Below are 19875 nucleotides of genomic sequence, written 5' to 3' on the forward strand. Positions count from 1 at the left end.
GGTTTCATATCTTGCACCCGTCCCCTCTCAAAGCTCAAAATCTTCTGCAAAATTAACTGTTTCCTCATCTGCAAAAGGAATTTCTAGAGATTTTTTCTTCGCCTTCTTCTTAGCAGAATTACATTCATTCTGTACACCTTCCCTTAAACCCACAGCAATTTTACTATGCTTTTCAATTTGTCCCATCACCTGTTTTGCCCGTTGAATCACCACCGGAGGTAAACCCGCCAAACGTCCCGCTTCTATGCCATAAGATTTATCAGCGCCACCTGGTTGAACTTGATGTAAAAAAACAATTTTATCCGGCAATTCTTTCACCGTTACTTGATAATTTGCCACATTATTTAACAAGGAAGCTAACTCATTTAACTCATGATAATGAGTTGCAAAAATTGTTCTTGCCTTAATCTCCGTTGCCAAATATTCTGCTACCGCCCAAGCAATAGAAAGTCCATCAAAAGTTGCCGTACCTCTACCAATTTCATCTAATAAAACCAAAGATTTCGCCGTAGCATGATTTAAAATATTCGCAGTTTCGTTCATTTCTACCATAAAAGTAGACTGACCTGTTGCTAAATCGTCTACTGCACCGACACGGGTGAAAATGCGATCGCAAATTCCCAAACTCGCCCCCTTAGCTGGCACAAAACTCCCCACTTGCGCCATTAACTGAATTAAACCAACCTGCCTCAAATAACAACTCTTCCCACTCGCATTAGGCCCAGTTAAAATAATTAAATCTGGTTGCTTATCCGTAATTTTTCCTTCGTCATTCACGCATCCTAAATTAGTAGAATTGGGTACAAAAAACCCCGAAGGCAAAGATTGTTCTACCACCGGATGTCGCCCATCAATAATATTAACTTCCCGCCCTTCAATCATATTCGGACGACAATAATCTTGCGACACAGCTATCTCTGCTAAACCGCTTAAAACATCAGCAGCAGCAACCGCACGAGAAATATTCCGAATTAACTCAGCTTCTTGGGCAACTTCCGATCGCAAACTAACAAAAATCTCATATTCCAACCGATTCAAATCTTCTCGCGCCGTTAGAATTCGATTCTCTCTTTCCTTCAATTCAGGAGTAATATATCTCTCTTCATTAGTGAGAGTTTGCTTGCGAATATAATTATCAGGAACTTGGTCAGCTTTCGCACGAGAAATGCTAATATAATAACCAAAAGACTTGGTATAACCTACCTTTAAATTAGAAATTCCTGTTTTAGTTCTTTCCGTTGCTTCTAAATTCGCTAACCATTTCTGATCGTCTTCCGCCTCTTGACGCATCCCATCTAATTGAGGATTTATTCCAGGGCGAATTAACCCACCTTCAGTAATATGAATTGGCGGAGATTCAACTAAATGACTGTGCAATCTTTGGGCTAATTGTTCTAAAATTGGTGATACTTTTTGTAAAGCCCTTAAATAAGGAGAACGGGCATTTTCTACTAATTTTGCTAACTCTGGTAAACGTTGCAAAGAGTCAGCTAAAGCAACTAAATCTCTGGCGCTAGCTGTTCCCGATCCAGCACGTCCGATTAATCTTTCTAGATCGTAGATTTGTCGTAATAATTGGCGTAATTCATGGCGTAAAGAAACGTTTTCAACTAATTCTTGAATTGTATCTTGTCTGGCTCTAATTCCTTTAATATCTAACAATGGTTGCAATAACCAACGACGCAAAGAACGCCCACCCATTGCAGTGCAAGTTTTATCGATCGCCCACAACAAAGAACCATGAAAAGTCCCATCTCTTACCGTTTGAGTAATTTCCAAATTGCGGCGAGTTTGATGATCGATAATTAGAAAATCTGCTAAAGTATAAGTACGTAAAGGTTGCAAAGGAACTTGATTATTCTTTTGGGTATCTTCTAAATATTGCAATAAACCACCAGCAGCACGCACCGCTAAAGGGAGATGTTCGCAACCTAAACCTTCTAGCGATCGCAATTTAAATTTCCGCAAAAGTCGTGGTTTCGCCTCACCCAAAGTAAAGGGAATTTGCGGACGTAAAGCATAACAAAAAGCTGGCGGTAAAACATCAGGTAAATGTTGCGATTTCTCCCCCGGACGCAGTAAACTACCTAGATCGGGTGCATTAGTTGGAATCAACACTTCCGCAGGTTGTAAACGCATTAATTCCTGCGATAAATGCTCTAAATTACTCGATTGAACTGTTAAGAATTCACCAGTAGAAATATCAGCATAAGCTAAACCCCAATGCGTATTAGCAATCACAACTGCTGCTAAATAATTATTGCGTCGCGCATTTAACATTCCCTCTTCTAACAAGGTTCCTGGTGTTAAAACTCGCGTCACTTCTCGCTTAACTAAACCGACAGCATCAGCAGAATCTTCGACTTGATCGCAAATAACAACCGCATAACCTTTTTCTACTAATTGAGTAGTGTAACGTTCCCAAGCATGGTGAGGTACACCTGTCATCGGTACTCTACCAACTTCCCCCCCATGTTTGCTAGTTAAAACTAACTCTAATTCCCTAGCAACAGTAATCGCATCTTGAAAAAAAGTTTCAAAGAAATCTCCGACTCGATACAATAATAATGAGTGAGGATGTTGATCCTTTACTTCTACATAATGCTGATACATTTTGCTGAGTTTGTTGCGATCTAAAATTCGATAATCAGCATTAGGAATCTGTTCTTCTTGAACTTTTTTATTTTTGTTGGTAGATGTGGTGTATGGCATAGTGAATATATGATTTTAAAAGCGCACAGACGCAGAGAGCACAGAGAAAGAGAAGCAGGAGTTGATAAATTGGCTATAAAGCTTGTTTTTGCCCTTTAAATCATTAATTTCCACTCCTCCTTTTCTTTTGGGTTCTGGGTGGTGGTTCCTGTGCTTTCAACTGTTCATCAGCAGTCAAAAACTCTACCTGATAACCTTTGCTAGCATAGAAATCGCCCACTTTTTTGATAGTAGCATCACCAATAGAAGTTTTTTCAGCTGCTTTATCAGGCCATTCTGCGGCTAACTCTTTTAGTTTTTCTGATCCCCAAACCTCAAACTGTTGCCCGAAAGCCGCCCAAGGACTTGTTTCATCAGCTGCATAATTCATAATTGTAGCTAAAGCTTGTGCTATTTCACGGCGTTTTGTTTTTGCTTGGGCGATGTGATTACCAGTTTCGATTAAAGTCGCTAAAGGAAGTACCAAAGTTGTCCCTTTACGAATTTCTGCTTGTATGCGATTATCAACTCTTTGAAAATCCCATTTATCATTATCTGTTCCACAATCTTCCATTCCCGGTATTTGCAACCAAACACAAAAAAGAGATGTATCGATAATCAAAACCTTTCTCATATATTCACTTAGTTTTTCCGAGAAAGATTTCTTTCAATAGCACCATTTACTGTTAACTTACCCAAGGAAGCAGAAGCAAATAATTTAGAGAAATTTTCCACATTTTCCAAAAGCGTAAGTTCGCTTTCTCCTGTCTCAGAATCTCGGTGTGTCACAACTATAAAAGGAACAATTTCTGCACCTAAAGCATCGAGTAACGCTGGATTATGGGTAGTAGCTAGTATATCAATTCGTCTTTGTTCGCCTAGTTCTCTAAGCATTTTCACTAGTAATTCTGAACGCGAAGGATGTAACCCGTTATCGACATCTTCGATTACTAATTGACTTCCTTCAGGAAGTACCAAAAGTGCGGTGAGAATTGCTAAAAATCTCAGCGTTCCATCTGACATTCCCCTAGCATCTATTAGCATTGGAGGTTGATTTTTTGCCCATAATTCTTCACAGTATAACATGGCATCACTGTTAAATCTGCCAACTGTTTCTACCCAGACTTTATGAATATCTTTTTCTGGTAAATCCTTGACGTAGGTAGAGAGAATATTCTCAATCTTTAGCCTTTGTTCTTCTGGCAATGCTGCTAACACTCCAGCAATATTTGAAGCATCAATTTCCAGGCTATTAGAAAGTGGTGAGTAACCACGCATTTTTGTAGGTATTGGATCGAGGATAAAAACATTTTCTAGTGCTTCGGAAACAAGTTTAATCCCCCGAACAATTTCTTCTGCTAGATCAACCGCTTTCACTTGGCTTAATATAGATTTAGAACGTCTAAATTGTTGATATATTTTGCCCTTTTTCTCTGGTTCAGGATGGTAAATTTCAACAAAAATGCCAGGACTATTACCCGGAATCTCTTCAGTTACAAATAAAACTAATTCTTCTTGAGATTCATGATTATTTTTTCGCCTTATTCTGACAATAGATTCAGACCAAAGCTCAACAATATTAACTGTTTTTAACATGAGATTGTAAAGATAATCGGTAGTTTCATTTTCTCCTTGAACGAGAACTTGTAATCTAAAGTATGGTTCGGGTTTTAGTGTTGCCCATTCTATACCTCCGCGAATTGGAGGAAGGGTTATATCTCCAGCTAAAGCAGCTTCAAATCCTTTACCAGAAACGGTTCTTTTCAGAAATTCCAAAGCTTCTAAAGCATTTGATTTTCCGCTGGCATTAGTTCCAATTAAGATTGTTAATGGATCGATCGGTAACACTGCATGACGAAAACTTTTCCAATTTTCTAGAGTTAATTGTTTCAGCATTATCCACCCCCAGAGCTAGTTACATTTTAGTCTGTGACTCGACAAAATCTAACAAAATTCGCTGATGTCGATCGCCCAACGGACGCACCGACCCCGCAACTTCCGAATAACAATTACCCCGGCGAATATCCTCAACACTTAACAACCCCATATCCCAACCTTCACCTAACACCAAATCCTTTAATTCAACAGTTAACTCGCCATGAAAAACATGACGCACCGCCCGATCGTCCTCATAATTACGAAACGGATTTAAAACCGGAGGAACATAACCAATTTCCTCTTGTAATTCTCGCTTCACTGCTATTTCTGGAGGTTCATTTGGTTCCAAATGTCCGCCAAAAAAAGCCCAATGACCGGGATAAACAATAGTCGGAATATTGTCTCGTAATTGCATCAAAAATTTGCCATCCCGGTAAAGAATTGCCACAGCAACATGAACAAGTTTAGTATTCAAAGTCTCTTTTGCTCCTCAATATAAAATTCACCAAAATCTTGCCCACCCGCAGGCACACTTTTATACAAAACCTTGCCTTGAATGGCAATTTCTGCTTCCTGTTTGGGAAATTGCTCTTTAGTCACTACAGTAATAGTGCCAGTACCATCTTTTAATTCATAAGCTCGTTTTTCCAAAAAAGGAATTAACTTAACCACATTACCTTTTAAGTAAACAGTAGAATTCACTTTACTTTGCTGTTGTATTTCACTAACTTTGCTTACTGGAACATTAGGAGATAAAATCCCCATTCCTGATTCGTTAACTTTAGTACAACTGAACAAACCACCCACCAAAAGAGTAATTGTCCCAACTTGTAACATTTGAATTAACTCTTGTTTCATCGCAGTTCCCTAAAGCGACCAACTCGATTATCCCCTTAGCATAGTAGCAACCTGTCAATTCCCACAGCAAAAATTGTACTTGCGCCAGATGATAGCCCAGTAAAATCAAAAATAACTCTAAAATTCCCCATCAAACTAACCAGTATTTGCGAAACTAGTAGATCCAACCGTTCCAGATATTAATTAACTATGGAAGCGAAAATATTAGATGGTAAAGCTTTAGCCCAAAAAATTCAAACCGAGCTAAAACAGCAAGTAGAGGAATTAACACCGAAAATCGGTCGCCCTCCAGGGTTAGCAGTACTTATGGTAGGTGATAATCCAGCTAGCGCCGCTTATGTCCGAAACAAAGAACGCTCTTGTGAAAAAGTCGGAATAACTTCTTTTGGCAAACATTTCCCCACAGAAACTAGCCAAGAAGAACTAACAAAAGTAATTGAAGAACTCAACAAAGACGATCGCGTAGATGGCATTTTAGTCCAACTACCCCTCCCCGACCACTTAGATTCCGTCTCCTTACTGCACCACATTGACCCAGATAAAGACGCAGACGGACTCCACGCAGTCAACTTAGGACGTTTAGTAAGAGGTGAATCAGGATTACGCAGTTGCACTCCCGCCGGAGTCATGCGCCTGATGGAAGAATATCAGATTCCACTCCGAGGTAAAAAAGCCGTAGTCGTCGGACGCAGCATTTTAGTCGGTAAACCACTAGCATTAATGTTACTAGCTGCCGATGCCACAGTAACGATCGCCCATTCTCGCAGCCAAAACTTAAGCGAAATCACCCGCGATGCCGATATCCTAGTCGCCGCCGCCGGACGCAGAGATTTAATCACCGCCGATATGGTCAAGCCTGGAGCCATTGTAATAGATGTCGGCATCAACCGCGTCACCGACGAAGCCGGAAACTCCCGCCTAGTCGGAGATGTCAACTTTGATGCCGTCAAAACCGTCGCCGGATACATCACCCCCGTCCCCGGTGGCATTGGTCCGATGACCGTCGCTTTATTATTAGCCAATACCGTCTGGAGTTACAGCCAGAAAAAGTGATTGGGGACTAGGGGACAAGGGAACTCTTTAACTCAAAACTTAAAACTTTCTTCTACCCTCCCAGTACCCAGTACCCAGTACCCAGTACCCAGTCCCCCTAACAAATAAAAAAATTCCCAAATAACCAATCACCCATCCCCTGTAGAATTGTTACGGATGTAGACTCAATCAAGGAATCGAAGGATGGTAGCTACAGATGACAAGTTTTCGACGCAGGGGCAATCTCCTCCCTTTGACTTATGCAAATACCTAGCGGAACGACAAGCTTTGGTAGAAGCGGCGTTAGAGCATTTTCTTCCTGTCACTTATCCTGAGAAAATTTATGAGGCGATGCGTTACTCCTTACTCGCTGGAGGTAAACGCTTGCGTCCTATTCTCTGTTTGGCTACCTGCGAACTCGCTAGCGGGACGATGGAAATGGCAATGCCAACAGCTTGTGCTTTGGAGATGATTCACACGATGTCGTTGATTCATGATGATTTACCAGCAATGGATAACGACGATTATCGCCGTGGTAAATTGACAAATCACAAGGTTTATGGGGAAGATATCGCGATTTTGGCAGGAGATGGCTTATTAGCTTATGCTTTTGAAATAGTCGCTCAAACAGAAAATGTCCCCGCCGAACGTTTGGTGCAGGTGATTGCTCGTTTAGGTCGTGCCGTAAGTGCCGCTGGCTTAGTTGGCGGTCAAGTAGTTGACTTAGAATGTGAAGGGAAGTCAGATGTTACTATTGAAACTCTGAATTTTATTCACACCCATAAAACGGGCGCTCTGCTAGAAGCTTGTGTGGTCTGCGGGGCGATTATTGCTGGGATATCGGTAACGGATTTGCAAAGGTTGTCTCGTTATGCCGAAAATATTGGGTTAGCGTTTCAAATTGTGGATGATGTTCTGGATATTACAGCTACTCAAGAAGAATTAGGCAAAACCGCAGGCAAAGATTTACAAGCTCAAAAGGCAACTTATCCTAGCCTCTGGGGTTTGGAAGAATCTAAAAGCAAGGCTCAGCAATTAGTAGCAGCTGCTAAGGCGGAACTAGAACCTTTTGGGGAAAGTGCGCGACCGCTGTTAGCGATCGCAGAATTTATTACCACCCGCACTCACTAAAAGTCTGTAGAACAGGTAACATTTAGTCAATTTTGTCTCCTACAAGACTTAACCTTTAAACCTGCCCACACAATCTACAGCAGAATCCTACATAATCCCAAATCTAACCTAAAAGCCAAAATTGATATGCAGGAATTTTGCCACAGTATTCTAGAGAACCGCGTATTGTTGGTTGCTCTGATCGCTAGTGTAGTTGCTCAAATTACAAAACTCGCCATCGAGTTAGGGAAAAACCGGAAAATTAACATTCGGGTTCTGGTGGAAACAGGCGGTATGCCCAGCGCCCACTCAGCCTTGGTGACAGCCTTGGCAACAGGTGTCGGGCAGAAAATGGGATGGAGCAGTCCTGATTTTGCGATCGCCGCCATTTTTGCCATCATCGTTATGTACGATGCCGCTGGAGTCCGTCAAGCTGCTGGCAAACAAGCCCGTATCCTCAATCAAATCATTGATGAACTATTTCGCGAACATCCCACCTTTAACGAAGACCGCCTCAAAGAATTACTTGGACATACCCCCTTTCAAGTAATTGTGGGTTCGGCTCTCGGTATAACTATTGCCTGGTTAGCGGCACCAGCTTATTAACCACAGGAGCAGGGGGGCAGGGGACAGGGGGGCAGAAGAGATGATCGTATAGATAATTTAGTAAGTATGAGAAAAGTACAAAATACTTTAAACCCTCGCCTTTTTAGAGAGACTTTGTGGTAAAGTTTTCTCCCTTGCACCCCTGCTCCATCACCGTGGATTTTCCACTTGTCGTCTGAGCAATGTGACTCGATTTCCATCTACTAACATTACTAGAAAACCGCGATCGCTCAACAGCCGAAAAGTATTAATAGCATTTCTCTCATTACTACTGTACAAAACCAAAAGATAAGGTCTTTGTCCAAAAGAAACTAACCCAACTTGTTTACCTAAAAGTTGCTCTAATTGAGTCGCAATTTTCGGGTCATTTCCATAATCTACTAATACTGCATAACCTCTGCCTAATAATCGCGGATTAAAAGCAGGTAAACTCTCCCTTCGCGGTTGAGGTTTTCTTTCTTCTTGTCTGTTCCTTTGCTGAGATGGCGCAGGAGGACGAGAGGCAGTTTGAGGCTTATCAATTACAAATTCTGCCGCTGCTGTTGGTTCAACTACAAAAGCAGATAACCCAGTAATATCATTAATATATCGCACCCAATCTTGGGCATCTGACAAACTATTAAAACCACTAACACGAGTCACTATATTATCTAAGTAATAGCAAACCGTAGTTTTAGTTTTACTAGGAAGACTTTGCCGCAATAAGCTTTGACTCTGGCGCGTATCTGTAATCACAAATAACAAATATTCACCAGCCGCTGGTGGCTCACAAGCTAACTCACGCGGCTGAGCCAAAGCACCGTTCACTCCCACACCTAACCCGATAATTGTTATTAAAGCGGAACTTAAAGTCGCGCAAGCTCCCTTAATCGCAGTTTGACTCATGGCTCAGTAATTGGTAATCCAGTAATAAGTTTTGAAGGAAAGGAAACTTTTCCCAATCAAAACTTAAAACCTAAAATTGTCATTTAACAGGAAATTAAGCAACAGTTGCTAAAGAAGCTAAAGGATCGGGAATAGAATCAGATGGCGCTGTGAATTCTCCCGTAGCTACATATTCCAAACGCAATTTTAACCAAACAATAAATTGCTGATTGGTGGAAACGATCGCGCAAGCTGGTTGCGGAATTTTAGCTTTAATCGCTGCCATTTCTGGAGCTTCTAAAAATGCGGGTTGTTTAACTAACCAAAAGTCAATTTCTTTTTCTTTTTCGTGGTAGTCTCTCACTCTTTCCCGCAACACTTCGTCTAAAGGTTCTTCTTCCAACAAAAATCTTTGACTCGCCAAAACGTAGTAATAAGTTGCCATTTGTCAATCTTCCTTCATCATTTGTTATTTGTCATTTGTCATTTGTGAGTTTTTATGACCAATGACCGAGAATAGCTTCTTTCATTTCTCTGACGGCTCGTTCTAAACCAACTAAAACCGCCCGACTTATTATTGTATGACCAATATTGAGTTCTTCCATACCTTTAATTGCCGCAACGGGGTAAACATTCCAGTAAGTAAGTCCATGTCCGGCGTTTACCCTTAAATTAGAAGCTAGAGCCATTTCGCAACCTTTAACTAAAACCTGAAGTTCCTTTTCCCGACTCGCTTCATCATGCGCCTCGGCGTATTTCCCCGTATGCAACTCAATAAACTTAGCTTTTACCTTAGCAGATGCCGCAATTTGGGCTTCATCCGCATCAATAAACAAACTTACCGGAATCCCTGCGCTTTGCAATTTATCTACTACCAGAGTCAGGCGATCGACCTGTCCCGCAATATCTAGTCCGCCTTCGGTAGTCACTTCTTCCCGGCGTTCTGGGACTAGGGTAACGTAATCTGGTTTGATATCGAGAGCGATCGTCACCATCTCATCAGTCGCCGCCATTTCCAAATTTAAATGGGTGCGAACCGTTTGGCGCAACAACCGCACATCGCGATCTTGAATATGTCGCCTGTCTTCCCGCAAATGCACAGTAATCCCATCAGCACCAGCTAACTCCGCCAAAACCGCCGCTGCTACCGGATCTGGTTCCACAGTCCGACGTGCTTGGCGAATCGTCGCCACATGGTCGATATTAACACCGAGCGTAGGCACTTTTCACTCTCCATCAACCTCGAATCGTCCGTTTTTTAGTTTACTGGAAACAGAGTGATTAGACTTACTTTTTGATTCAGATTATTGACCATAAAATTACGGGCTACTTCAACAAACAAATTCCGTGAGAGAATTTTAGATAAGACGACATTATCCGATCGACCAACCCTAATAAATTGCTCTAAATTCCTTTATATAGGAAAAAAGTCTAATGAATCTTGATATTCGTACTATTCTTCTTCTGGGTGCAGTTCTATTAATTTTGCAAATTATACCTTTAATTTTGCTGTTTGCACTGGCTAATCGATATAAAGGAATTAAGCATTGGTTACTTGGAAATATAATAGCTTCTCTTGGGTATTTTCTGATAGTTTTTCGAGGATTCTTTTCGGATTTTATTTCGATTATTCTTGCTAATATATTAATAATTGGCGGGTATTCTTTGGGTTTGCAAGGCATCTCAGTGTTTACCGAACAAAAATTTCCCCGCTACATAATTTTGGCGTTAAACATTGTCTTTTGGGTTATTCATTTTCATTTTACTTATATCGTAGACTCTCTTTCTTTACGAATAATTAATGTTTCTTGGATTGGTTTTATAATTAGTGGCTTTTCAGCTTATCAACTAATAAATAATAGAGATAAAAGACTGATAATTTCCAGTCGGTTTACCGCAATTATCTTTTTATTCCAGAGTAGCCTTACATTAGCTCGAATTATAGCTACACTGAGCGATCGACTTTCAAATTCTTTATTCGATCTTAATCTTGACGGATTTCAAGTTTTTTATTTTATAGCCACTTTTATCAACAGTTTTTTGATGTCAGTGGGATTCATCGGGATGGTTTGTCAAAAACTTTATCAAGACTTAAATATTTTAGCAGAATGTGATTTTCTGACTAATACTTTAAACCGCCGTGCTATAGAACACCAAATCGATCGAGAAATTGCTTATTGTCAAAGAGAAAACCGGAAAATAACTTTAATTTTGATGGATATCGATCGCTTTAAATCAATCAATGACAACTACGGACATGATAGCGGAGATCTGGTTCTTAAGCATTTTACCCAAACCCTGACTCCGATAACAAGGCAAGAAGATCTTTTAGGTCGCTGGGGAGGAGAAGAGTTTCTCATTGTTTCCAGAGTAGATAATGTTGAAAATGCTGTTGTTTTAGCAGAACGATTAAGAAGTGCTATCCAAAATGAAAAGGTAATTGTACATCATACTATTATTACATATACTATCAGTTTGGGGGTTGCTGTTTATGGTGTACATGGTCAGACTAAACAAGAACTAATTATAGCAGCTGATCGAGCATTATATGATGCTAAAAATTCCGGGAGAAATCGAGTTGCGATCGCTCAACCATATCATTAAATTGTCTTTATAACTCAAGCAATCATATTCGATTTGTAAACTCTTCCTTTTCTTATCTTTGCGTCCTTCGCGTCTTCGCGGTTCAAAAAAAGACTAAATTTTTGAACCACGAAGACACGAAGGACACGAAGAAAGAAGAGAAGAAGTTTTTACAATTGATTTATTGTTGTGCAACTACTGAATTTACTTTTCTTCAGTATTATTTACTTGCTGATCTTTAATCGGACGCATTGTGGGGAACATTACCACATCACGAATGCTTTGGGTGTTAGTTAAAAGCATAACTAAGCGATCGACACCAATACCCATTCCCGCACAATTTGGCATTCCCAAACACAAAGCTTCAATGAAATCTTCATCCATCGGATGCGCTTCATCATCGCCAGCATTCTTCTGTGCTAACTGTTCCTCAAACCGCTTTCTTTGTTCTTTCGGATCGTTCAACTCAGAAAACCCATTCGAGTATTCTGTACCACCAATAAACAACTCAAACCTTTCCACAAAACCAGGTTTGCTGCGATGTCCTTTTGCTAAAGGACTAACTTCCACCGGAAAGTCAATAATAAAGGTTGGTTGAATTAATTTTGGCGCAACTACCTTATCAAAAACAGCATAAAGCACATAACCCAAACTCTGTTTTTCCAAATTAGAAAGATGCAATCCTAACTGTTCAGACTTACTAATAGCATCTGCTAATTCTAACGTTTCAAAATCTAACCCAGTATCATCTTTAACCGCTTCCACCATAGTTTTAACTTGCCAATGTTTGCCAGTAAAACCAGGAAACTTTTCGCTATGGTCGTATTTCCGTTCTAAACTAATATTTTCCCCTTGATATTCAATTTCCTGTCGATCGCCATGAACAGTTTTAGCAGCGTAGCAAAACACCTCTTCTACCACGCCCAAAATATCAAAGTAATCAGCATAAGCTTGGTAAACTTCCAAAGAAGTGAACTCAGGATTATGAGTACTATCAACACCTTCGTTTCTAAATACTCTTCCTAACTCAAAAACCCGCTCAAAACCGCCACAAACAGCCCTTTTTAAAAACAATTCTGGCGCAATTCGCAAATACAAATCCACATCCAAAGCATTGTGATGGGTAATAAATGGACGTGCAGCAGCACCACCATAAATCGCTTGTAAAACCGGAGTTTCGATTTCATAAAACCCGATTTCAGTTAAATAATTACGAATACTTTGGACGATTTTACTGCGAAGTGCGAAACGTTGGAAAGATTCCAAGTTTCCTGCTAAGTCCATTTCCCGATGACGGCGACAAGTTTCAGGATCGTTAACCCCGTAATAAGCATCAGGAAAAGGAATAGTAGCTTTCGATAATAATATCAATTCCCTAACTTGAACTGATAACTCACCTCTATTAGTCCGACTTCCAATTCCCGACGCACCAACAAAGTCACCTACATCGAGAAGCTTTTCAATTTGTTTAAAAGATAAACCAGTTTCACCTGTTACTATTTTCTTCTCGATTTTCAGTTGAATTCTACCTGTAGAATCTCGTAAATCGATAAAAATAATGCTACCACTATCGCGCTTAGAAGTGATGCGTCCAGAAACTTTTATTGGTGTTTCTTCAGGATCGTTTTGTCCATTTTCCAGTTCTTTTCCCGGTTGACTAAATAAATCTCTAACTTGCTGAGTTGTATGCGATCGCTGATAAGATTCGCTAGGATAGGGTTCAATTCCCTGCGATCGCAAATCTTCCACCTTCCGCGCCCGAACTTCTGCTTCACTCTGAGTCATCAATAACTACCCTGCACAATACCAAATACAAAATTTTACATTAGGGAAGCACTTATCCCATCCAAAATCTTAGCGCCAACCGTAGACAATCTAACACTTCTAGAATTTATCCACAGTCTAACGCACCCCATCTTAACCCAAAAACGCCAATAATTCCCGACTACCCGATTGGCTTTCCTCCTCTTCCTTCTTCTTCTTCCTTCGTGTCCTTCGTGTCTTCGTGGTTCAAAAAAATGATGTTTTCAATCTCAAGTAAGCTTCAGTCTTAGCAAGACGTACCAAATGTTCTAAATATTGGTACTGTTGCCATGTTTTTTCCTCTGCGATCGTCAATCCTGTAGTGCAATTCTTTTCTAATAATTGATTAATCTGAGCTTGCAAAGCTTCTGACGGACGTATTGCTAATATTTCTTGCGGTGTAGGTAGTTTGGCAAGAAATTCTAACACTTCTGCTGTACCAGAAAAACCGGATTGACCTTTGGCATTGAGTTCCCGCAATCCTAATTCTAAAATTTCGGGAATATCCTCTTCAAGATTGCTTAACTAAGCAGCTAATTCGTCAGGTATTTCGATTTTTACTAACATATTAATGATTTTTTTGGACTAACTTACTATTCGCTATTAAGTTTAACCTTCTTGATGAGTTTATTGTAAATTATTTGCAGGGCGATCGCAATTAGATGATTTTGGGTAGAGTGCGATCGCACCAATCAAAAATTTTTTGGTTGGTTGATTTGCGATCGGCAACTATCCAACACATTGATTTAAAATCACCTCAATTTGCTTTTCTACCTGCAATAGTTGTCCGCATTCAATAATTTAAGGAGTAATTAATAATTTACTATTTCCCGTATAAATACGTAAGTTTTTTTTAAGTTATAGAACCATAATAGATGAGTCAAGAATTTAGTAGCTAATCAAATGGATATCACAGAAATAATAGTAAGTTCGCAAAAAGCTTTCAAAATTAAAATCTCCCTTTGAAGTAACTGGGAAAATTACAACGAGTGAAGAGACTGTTTATTATATAGCCAAAAAAGTTAGTTACTGCCTAAAAAGTAAAGACAGTAACAAGATAGAAATTATTGAAACAACATAAGCTCAGATTGAAAAGGATTCGTCAGCGATGAAAGAATTTGGGTTAACTCCAGAAGAAACCAGAATTATGTTCAGCTATCAATACCATTTGGTACAAGCTGATATTGACAATGAATCAAATAAAGAGAAAAAAGCCATTAAACGAGAGTGGTTACGTAAGTGGAAAGCATCTACTGAACTTTTCTTGAACAGCCAAATAAAAGCCTCTAGTCCTCCTAAGAGTTCATTGGACATAATTACTGATTTTGATTTACTCATAAATCTAGTAAAATCCAGCCTAATAACTCCAGGTAATCAATTAACTCGGTATCTAATCTTATTAGAAGTAACACTGTTTCAACCCTATTACCCATTGGGCGATAGCCGTGATGAAGCATTCAAAGATGTGAAAATTGCTGATGAAGAAAGACTTAACAGAAAGCTAAGATGTTTTGCTTTGAATCTAGATATTGATCCAAATTGTGTTAAACGCTTTAAGTCTAACTACAAAGAAGCTATCGAAGGAATTAAAGGCGGTGTAAATCCTTGGTTTTTTGCTGCAATCGGAGCAGTTTTATTAGGAGTAGTAGCTATATTTGCAACACCATTAATAGCTGGTTTGCTTGCACCTATACTAGCACCGGGTTTATCAGGTGCAGCCGCAGTATCAGCCGTTTTAGCTGCACTTGGGGGAGGTGCGATCGCCGCAGGTGGTTTCGGAATGGCTGGGGGAATGGCGGTAATTGTTGCTGGTGGTTCAATTCTCGGTGCTAGTGCAGGAGTTAGTGTTGGCGCTTTATTCGGTCAATCTCCAGATGCAGCATTAACCCAAGCAGCCAAGCTAGAAGTTGTAATGAAAGAGATTATTTTCATTCAAAAAGATATCCGCAAGGCTCAAGAAATTATCAAGCAACAACGCATTGCTATACGCTCTCTTGAGGACAAACTCGACGAGTTACTTCTTAACAAAGATAAAAATCAAAAAGAAATCGAAAATCTCAAAAAAGCCATTGAGTATTTGAAGAAAGCCCTAGAAAGAAATCAAGGCTTAATCTAACAATAAATAGGCATTACAAACAAAACAAACCGGATTTGTTACGGACAATAATCCGGTTTCTGCGTAAATTACATCTAACTTCAGAAAAGAGCCATGTCAGGAATATTTAATTGGGATGATGAATTGTTGGAATGTTCTGAAAAACTTAAAGACATCAATTCAGGTTTCGATCGTATCCGTCAAACAAATAAACAAGAATCCGATGAATTAATACAATTGCGATCGGAAATAATTAATCTCGCCAGTGCGATCGGAGTTCCTGTAGAAGATATCTTAGAAACTCCCAGCCAACAGCCTGTTTATCAATCAAGCCAATTACAATGGGATGATGATTTTTTTCTCAACGATAATCCTTTGATGATTGAAGCCAAAGTCAAAGAAGAAGTTTTTAGAAGTCCAGAAATTTTACCTCCTTTATCAAGCTTAGAGTATGGAATAATTGGTATTGCTGCTGTTGTTGCTTCTCTGCTTGATTTTTTAGTTGTCAAGATTCCTCAAGATATCAACTATCTTGGGAAATACCAACAACAAGGAAGTGACTTTACCTCTTGGCTAAAAACTTTAGGAGTTGACGAAAATGGCAAATTAAATCCGTTTCTTAAGTGGTGTGAGGAAGTTTGTAAAGTCCCTTACGATCAGAGCATAAATCCTAACATTAAAGGTTTTAATCCTAAAACCCACAGACTGTTAAGCCTCAGTCACGATCCTCTATTTGGTTTAATATTTGGAACTCTAGATATTCTCAATGGATCGATGACAACCTTTGATATCAATGGCAACATACAAATTATTAAAACATTTGATCTGTCACCAAAAGATAAAGTTTTTGCCCCGTTCCTTTGGTTAGGACATATTATTTCTGATATGTGTACTAAAATGGGAGTTCCTATACCAGGCTGGGGTTTTCTACAACTGCTACAATTTGGTTCCTTTGGTTCCAACCATCAAACTATTGCAGATATATCTCGATGGATGTATCTCAATGGTTACGATTTAAGACATTTTATTACTATGTCAGTTCCGGTAGCAGCGATCGAGATAATAATCAGAGGTTATCACTACCTTTCATCATTAGAAACTCCCGAACAAATTAAATACTCTCTGCACGGTTCTGTTGCTAGTAAAGAACTTACACAAATTAAATCTAACTTAAAACTGCATAAAATGTTGTTTCTAGCCCATGCTATAGCAGCTAGTGGTAATGCGTTGAAGGTTTTTGTCTACTCTGGTAATCCTTTGGCGATTAATCTCACTCAATGGTTATTCTTTTTAAAGGAAACTGTAAATATTGTACGGGCATCAATGAGAGATAGAACACCAGAAACCATTATTCGCAATCGCAGTAAAATAGATCGGGAATGGGAAGAAATTCAAAATATCAACATTGGTCGATTCAGCCTTTTAGACACTGATTCTACAATCTATTTCAAGCATTTTTCATCTTGAAATTATGTTGAGAAAAAGTAGAAAGTGATTACTTAGAAAGTACGATCGCACCCACCCCACCCCTAACTAGAAGCACTAGTATAAAAACGCAAAGCAAACCGCCAAAACAACCCCGAAACCAAAAACAACCCAACCGCCAAAACTCCCGCACCTAAAACCCAACCAAACTCACCCTTACCTAACATCGCCTCAGCCGGAACAGTAGTTAAAAAAGCCACCGGAACCACAAAAGTAAAAAAGAATCGATAAGCCATTGGATAAGCCACCATCGGATAACGTCCCGCCTCCAACAAACCCCTTAATACCTCCGTAACATTGTATATTTTCACAAACCAAATACTAGTAGCCCCCAACATAAACCACAAACTATAAAGACTAATCAACCCAAAAAAAATCGGGATAGCACTAAGCAAATAACCACTTATATTAACTCCCAAACTTCTCCCAGCATAGCCAATAATCGCCAATCCAAAAATCAAATCTGGCAACCCCCAAAGAGAAACAGTCCGAGTAGAAAGCCAAAATTGACTACTAACAGGTTTCAGCAGCACAAAATCCAAAGTACCATCTTGAACCTGCTGTACAATCTTATTCAAATTAGGAGCCAAAACCGTACTAGAAAAACCCTGCAACAAAGTAAATATTCCCAAAACAATTAAAGCCTCTTGCCAAGACCAACCAGCAAATCTATAACCAGTGCGATAAAACAAAAATAGCCCAAATAAACTACCCAGTAAATTTCCCAAACTACTTAAACTTGCTAACAGAAAATTTACTCGATATTCCATCTCAGCTGCGATCGCAGCCCCCCAAAACAACCCCAAAACCCTAAAATACCTTCCCATATTTTAGAATACACCTCAATAAAAATAATAACTAAGCACCCATCCCCGAATACCTTTTCAAACCCCTACGCCACAGCCAACGATTCAGAATGAAAAATATCACACACCAACCCAACATAGCCAAAAATCCCCGCCCCAAATTTACAGGTAAACCTACCAGTAATGCAGCCGGAAAATACAAAATATAAGGAAAAGGAGTCCATAAAACAAACTCTCGTAATTGTGGCGGAAAAACCTCTAAAGGAGCAACAATACCCGACAAAAATAGAAAAAACAAAAACCAAATTTGCTCCAACGCCGTAGCTCTTTCGAGCCAAAAAGAAAACATTGCCAAAGTGTATTGAATCAAAAATCTTAACATAAAAGCTAACATTACTGCCAGTAAAAATAGCAAAACAGTACCAAAACTAGGCAACCAAAAAGACTGCGGATAAAGCACAAAAAACAATACCACTAAAATTAAAACAAAAGGCAACCGCGCCAACCTTTCAGAAATATGACTTGCCAAATGATGCCAACCTGGATCTAAAGGCTGCAACAGTAACGGAGACAAAGTTCCCTGCACTACCTGTTTCTCAAATTCCCAAATCACCCAAACAACAGTAACTTGTCTAACAACAAAAGCAGCAATAAAATAACGGGCAAAATCCAAAGGCGACATTCCAAAACTTCCACCTTCAGCCGCTTCCACCCAAATACCCATTAAAATTAACGGCAAAGAACCAGACAGAACCCAGAGCAAAAGTTCAGCCCGATACTCCAACATATAAGCATAATAAACCAAAAGCAAAGCCCTAGCCTTGCGGAAAAACTTCCTCATGAAACCACCCCAGCCCGAAAAATTCGCCCAATAACCTCTTCAATAGGCGGTTCAGTCACCGTTAAATCCAACACCTCCAACTCCGCCAAAATCCGAGCCACAGAACGAGTCAAAGCATCACGTTGCACCAAAAAACGAACTGAACGACCTTCTAAAGCCTCCAACTCCCCATAAACCTGCAACTGCGCCTCAGACAAACACTCAGCTAGCTCAACCTTCACCTCTCGATAAGGAGCAAAGCGTTCCAGCAACCCTTCCAAACTACCATCATAAACCAACTGCCCTTGGTGAATCACAATCACACGCTCACAAAGCGCCGTAATATCAGCCATATAGTGACTAGTCAGCAAGATAGTCGCCTGATATCTTCGGTTATACTCCCGCAAAAAATCCCGCACCCCCACTTGTGCATTCACATCAAGCCCCAAAGTAGGCTCATCCAAAAACAAAACCTGCGGTTGGTGTAAAAGCGCCGCCAACAACTCAGCTTTCATCCTTTCACCCAGCGACAACTTTCGCACAGGCTGATTCAACTTCCCCTCAAGCGCCAATAACTCACTTAATTCAGCCACCCGGTAACGAAACTCCTTATCTGAAATCCCATAAACCGCCGCATTAATTCTCAGAGAATCCAGCGCAGGTAAATCCCAAATTAACTGCTGCTTTTGTCCCATCACCAAAGTAATCTTTTGCAGAAAAGACTCCTCCCGCCGAAAAGGAACATACCCAGCCACATTCACCTTACCCGAAGAAGGATGAATTAACCCCGTCAGCATTTTTAAAGTAGTAGTTTTACCCGCACCATTTGCACCCAAAAATCCCACCACTTCACCAGCATTAATCTGAAAAGAAACCTCTTGAACCGCTTTCACCAAGCGATGTTTACGCCGGAAAAAATGAAGCAGCGTTCCCTTAAGTCCTGGTTCCTTAACAGCTACAGGATAAAACTTGCTCAAACATTCAGCAACAACAATTGACATAGACTATTTAGTAAATTTTCCCCTTGATACATGGTATCCCTGGAAACAGAAATTAGCCTTAAATCAAAAAAACCCCCTTTCTTTATGAAAGGAGGCTTTTTGTGTTTTGAAATAAAACCCTGGCACCTTGCTATTGTCCCAGGCAGCAACCCGCCAAGTATCTTCGCCGCAGCAACGTTTCACCACCGAGTTCGGGATGGAATCGGTGTGGTTCCATTGCGCCAACAGCACCAGGAAAACTTG

At 40.0% G+C, this 19875-nt stretch carries 19 protein-coding genes, 1 rRNA gene and 1 pseudogene; 7 read left to right on the forward strand and 14 right to left on the reverse strand.

All coding sequences use genetic code 11. From position 1 onward, the window contains the following. Positions 1–27 precede the first annotated feature (27 nt). The 5 genes from mutS to ACE1B6_RS01275 all read right to left on the reverse strand — a co-directional run bounded on the left by mutS (position 28) and on the right by ACE1B6_RS01275 (position 5427). Complete coding sequence (gene mutS, locus ACE1B6_RS01255; protein ID WP_413255417.1) at positions 28–2712, reverse strand: DNA mismatch repair protein MutS; 2685 nt, start codon at positions 2710–2712, stop codon at positions 28–30. 103 nt (positions 2713–2815) lie between these two features. Beyond that, entirely contained in the window at positions 2816–3325 is a 510-nt protein-coding gene (locus ACE1B6_RS01260) for a hypothetical protein (protein WP_413255418.1), read from the reverse strand. Positions 3326–3333: 8 nt separating this feature from the next. Then, positions 3334–4587 (reverse strand): AAA family ATPase, encoded by a 1254-nt coding sequence (locus ACE1B6_RS01265; protein ID WP_413255419.1) that lies wholly within the window; start codon positions 4585–4587, stop codon positions 3334–3336. 19 nt (positions 4588–4606) lie between these two features. After that, positions 4607–5044 carry an NUDIX hydrolase gene (locus tag ACE1B6_RS01270; RefSeq protein WP_413255420.1) on the reverse strand — a complete coding sequence of 146 codons (438 nt, stop codon included), beginning with the start codon at positions 5042–5044 and terminating at the stop codon, positions 4607–4609. Beyond that, a complete protein-coding gene (locus tag ACE1B6_RS01275) occupies positions 5041–5427 on the reverse strand; it encodes a hypothetical protein (protein WP_413255421.1) in 387 nt (128 codons plus the stop codon). The genes ACE1B6_RS01270 and ACE1B6_RS01275 overlap by 4 nt, the downstream gene beginning before the upstream one ends. A 189-nt stretch (positions 5428–5616) precedes the next feature. On the opposite strand from ACE1B6_RS01275, the gene folD reads away from it, so the two are divergent. From folD to ACE1B6_RS01290, 3 genes are all read left to right on the forward strand, one after another. Continuing rightward, positions 5617–6480, forward strand: coding sequence for a bifunctional methylenetetrahydrofolate dehydrogenase/methenyltetrahydrofolate cyclohydrolase FolD (gene folD, locus ACE1B6_RS01280; RefSeq protein ID WP_413255422.1), 864 nt, complete (start codon positions 5617–5619; stop codon positions 6478–6480). 183 nt (positions 6481–6663) lie between these two features. Then, entirely contained in the window at positions 6664–7590 is a 927-nt protein-coding gene (gene crtE, locus ACE1B6_RS01285) for a geranylgeranyl diphosphate synthase CrtE (protein WP_413255423.1), read from the forward strand. A 126-nt stretch (positions 7591–7716) separates the two neighbouring features. After that, positions 7717–8175, forward strand: a complete 459-nt coding sequence (locus tag ACE1B6_RS01290) for a divergent PAP2 family protein (RefSeq protein WP_413255424.1) — start codon at positions 7717–7719, stop codon at positions 8173–8175. Positions 8176–8325: 150 nt separating this feature from the next. Here ACE1B6_RS01290 and ACE1B6_RS01295 read toward each other — a convergent pair whose 3' ends face one another. From ACE1B6_RS01295 to ACE1B6_RS01305, 3 genes are all read right to left on the reverse strand, one after another. Beyond that, positions 8326–9060, reverse strand: a complete 735-nt coding sequence (locus ACE1B6_RS01295) for a hypothetical protein (RefSeq protein ID WP_413255425.1) — start codon at positions 9058–9060, stop codon at positions 8326–8328. Between the two features lie 94 nt (positions 9061–9154). Beyond that, the gene (locus tag ACE1B6_RS01300) at positions 9155–9484 is read right to left on the reverse strand and encodes an MgPME-cyclase complex family protein (protein WP_413255426.1); all 330 of its coding nucleotides are present in this window, start codon (positions 9482–9484) and stop codon (positions 9155–9157) included. A 52-nt stretch (positions 9485–9536) separates the two neighbouring features. Then, positions 9537–10262 (reverse strand): pyridoxine 5'-phosphate synthase, encoded by a 726-nt coding sequence (locus ACE1B6_RS01305; RefSeq protein WP_413255427.1) that lies wholly within the window; start codon positions 10260–10262, stop codon positions 9537–9539. Positions 10263–10473: 211 nt separating this feature from the next. Between ACE1B6_RS01305 and ACE1B6_RS01310 the strand changes: the two genes are divergently transcribed. Further along, positions 10474–11643, forward strand: a complete 1170-nt coding sequence (locus tag ACE1B6_RS01310; RefSeq protein ID WP_413255428.1) for a GGDEF domain-containing protein — start codon at positions 10474–10476, stop codon at positions 11641–11643. Positions 11644–11826: 183 nt separating this feature from the next. On the opposite strand, the gene lysS is transcribed toward ACE1B6_RS01310, so the two are convergent. Then, entirely contained in the window at positions 11827–13407 is a 1581-nt protein-coding gene (lysS, locus tag ACE1B6_RS01315; protein ID WP_413255429.1) for a lysine--tRNA ligase, read from the reverse strand. Between the two features lie 225 nt (positions 13408–13632). Then, a pseudogene (locus ACE1B6_RS01320) lies at positions 13633–13992 on the reverse strand (hypothetical protein). A gap of 95 nt (positions 13993–14087) precedes the next feature. On the opposite strand from ACE1B6_RS01320, the gene ACE1B6_RS01325 reads away from it, so the two are divergent. The 3 genes from ACE1B6_RS01325 to ACE1B6_RS01335 all read left to right on the forward strand — a co-directional run bounded on the left by ACE1B6_RS01325 (position 14088) and on the right by ACE1B6_RS01335 (position 16987). Further along, a complete protein-coding gene (locus tag ACE1B6_RS01325; protein ID WP_413255431.1) occupies positions 14088–14225 on the forward strand; it encodes a hypothetical protein in 138 nt (45 codons plus the stop codon). Positions 14226–14533: 308 nt separating this feature from the next. Further along, positions 14534–15541: a hypothetical protein gene (locus ACE1B6_RS01330; protein ID WP_413255432.1), complete on the forward strand. Its 1008-nt coding sequence runs from the start codon at positions 14534–14536 to the stop codon at positions 15539–15541. Positions 15542–15634: 93 nt separating this feature from the next. Continuing rightward, positions 15635–16987: a hypothetical protein gene (locus ACE1B6_RS01335; protein WP_413255433.1), complete on the forward strand. Its 1353-nt coding sequence runs from the start codon at positions 15635–15637 to the stop codon at positions 16985–16987. 62 nt (positions 16988–17049) lie between these two features. Here ACE1B6_RS01335 and ACE1B6_RS01340 read toward each other — a convergent pair whose 3' ends face one another. The 4 genes from ACE1B6_RS01340 to rrf form a co-directional block, all read right to left on the reverse strand. After that, positions 17050–17832, reverse strand: a complete 783-nt coding sequence (locus ACE1B6_RS01340; RefSeq protein WP_413255434.1) for an ABC transporter permease — start codon at positions 17830–17832, stop codon at positions 17050–17052. Between the two features lie 31 nt (positions 17833–17863). Continuing rightward, positions 17864–18652, reverse strand: a complete 789-nt coding sequence (locus ACE1B6_RS01345) for an ABC transporter permease (protein WP_413255435.1) — start codon at positions 18650–18652, stop codon at positions 17864–17866. Next, a complete protein-coding gene (locus ACE1B6_RS01350) occupies positions 18649–19632 on the reverse strand; it encodes an ABC transporter ATP-binding protein (RefSeq protein WP_413255436.1) in 984 nt (327 codons plus the stop codon). The genes ACE1B6_RS01345 and ACE1B6_RS01350 overlap by 4 nt, the downstream gene beginning before the upstream one ends. A 117-nt stretch (positions 19633–19749) precedes the next feature. Next, a 5S ribosomal RNA gene (gene rrf, locus ACE1B6_RS01355) occupies positions 19750–19867 on the reverse strand. Positions 19868–19875 lie beyond the last annotated feature (8 nt).

The sequence above is a fragment of the Floridaenema fluviatile BLCC-F154 genome (assembly GCF_041929135.1).
Classification (GTDB): Bacteria; Cyanobacteriota; Cyanobacteriia; order Cyanobacteriales; family Aerosakkonemataceae; genus Floridanema; species Floridanema fluviatile.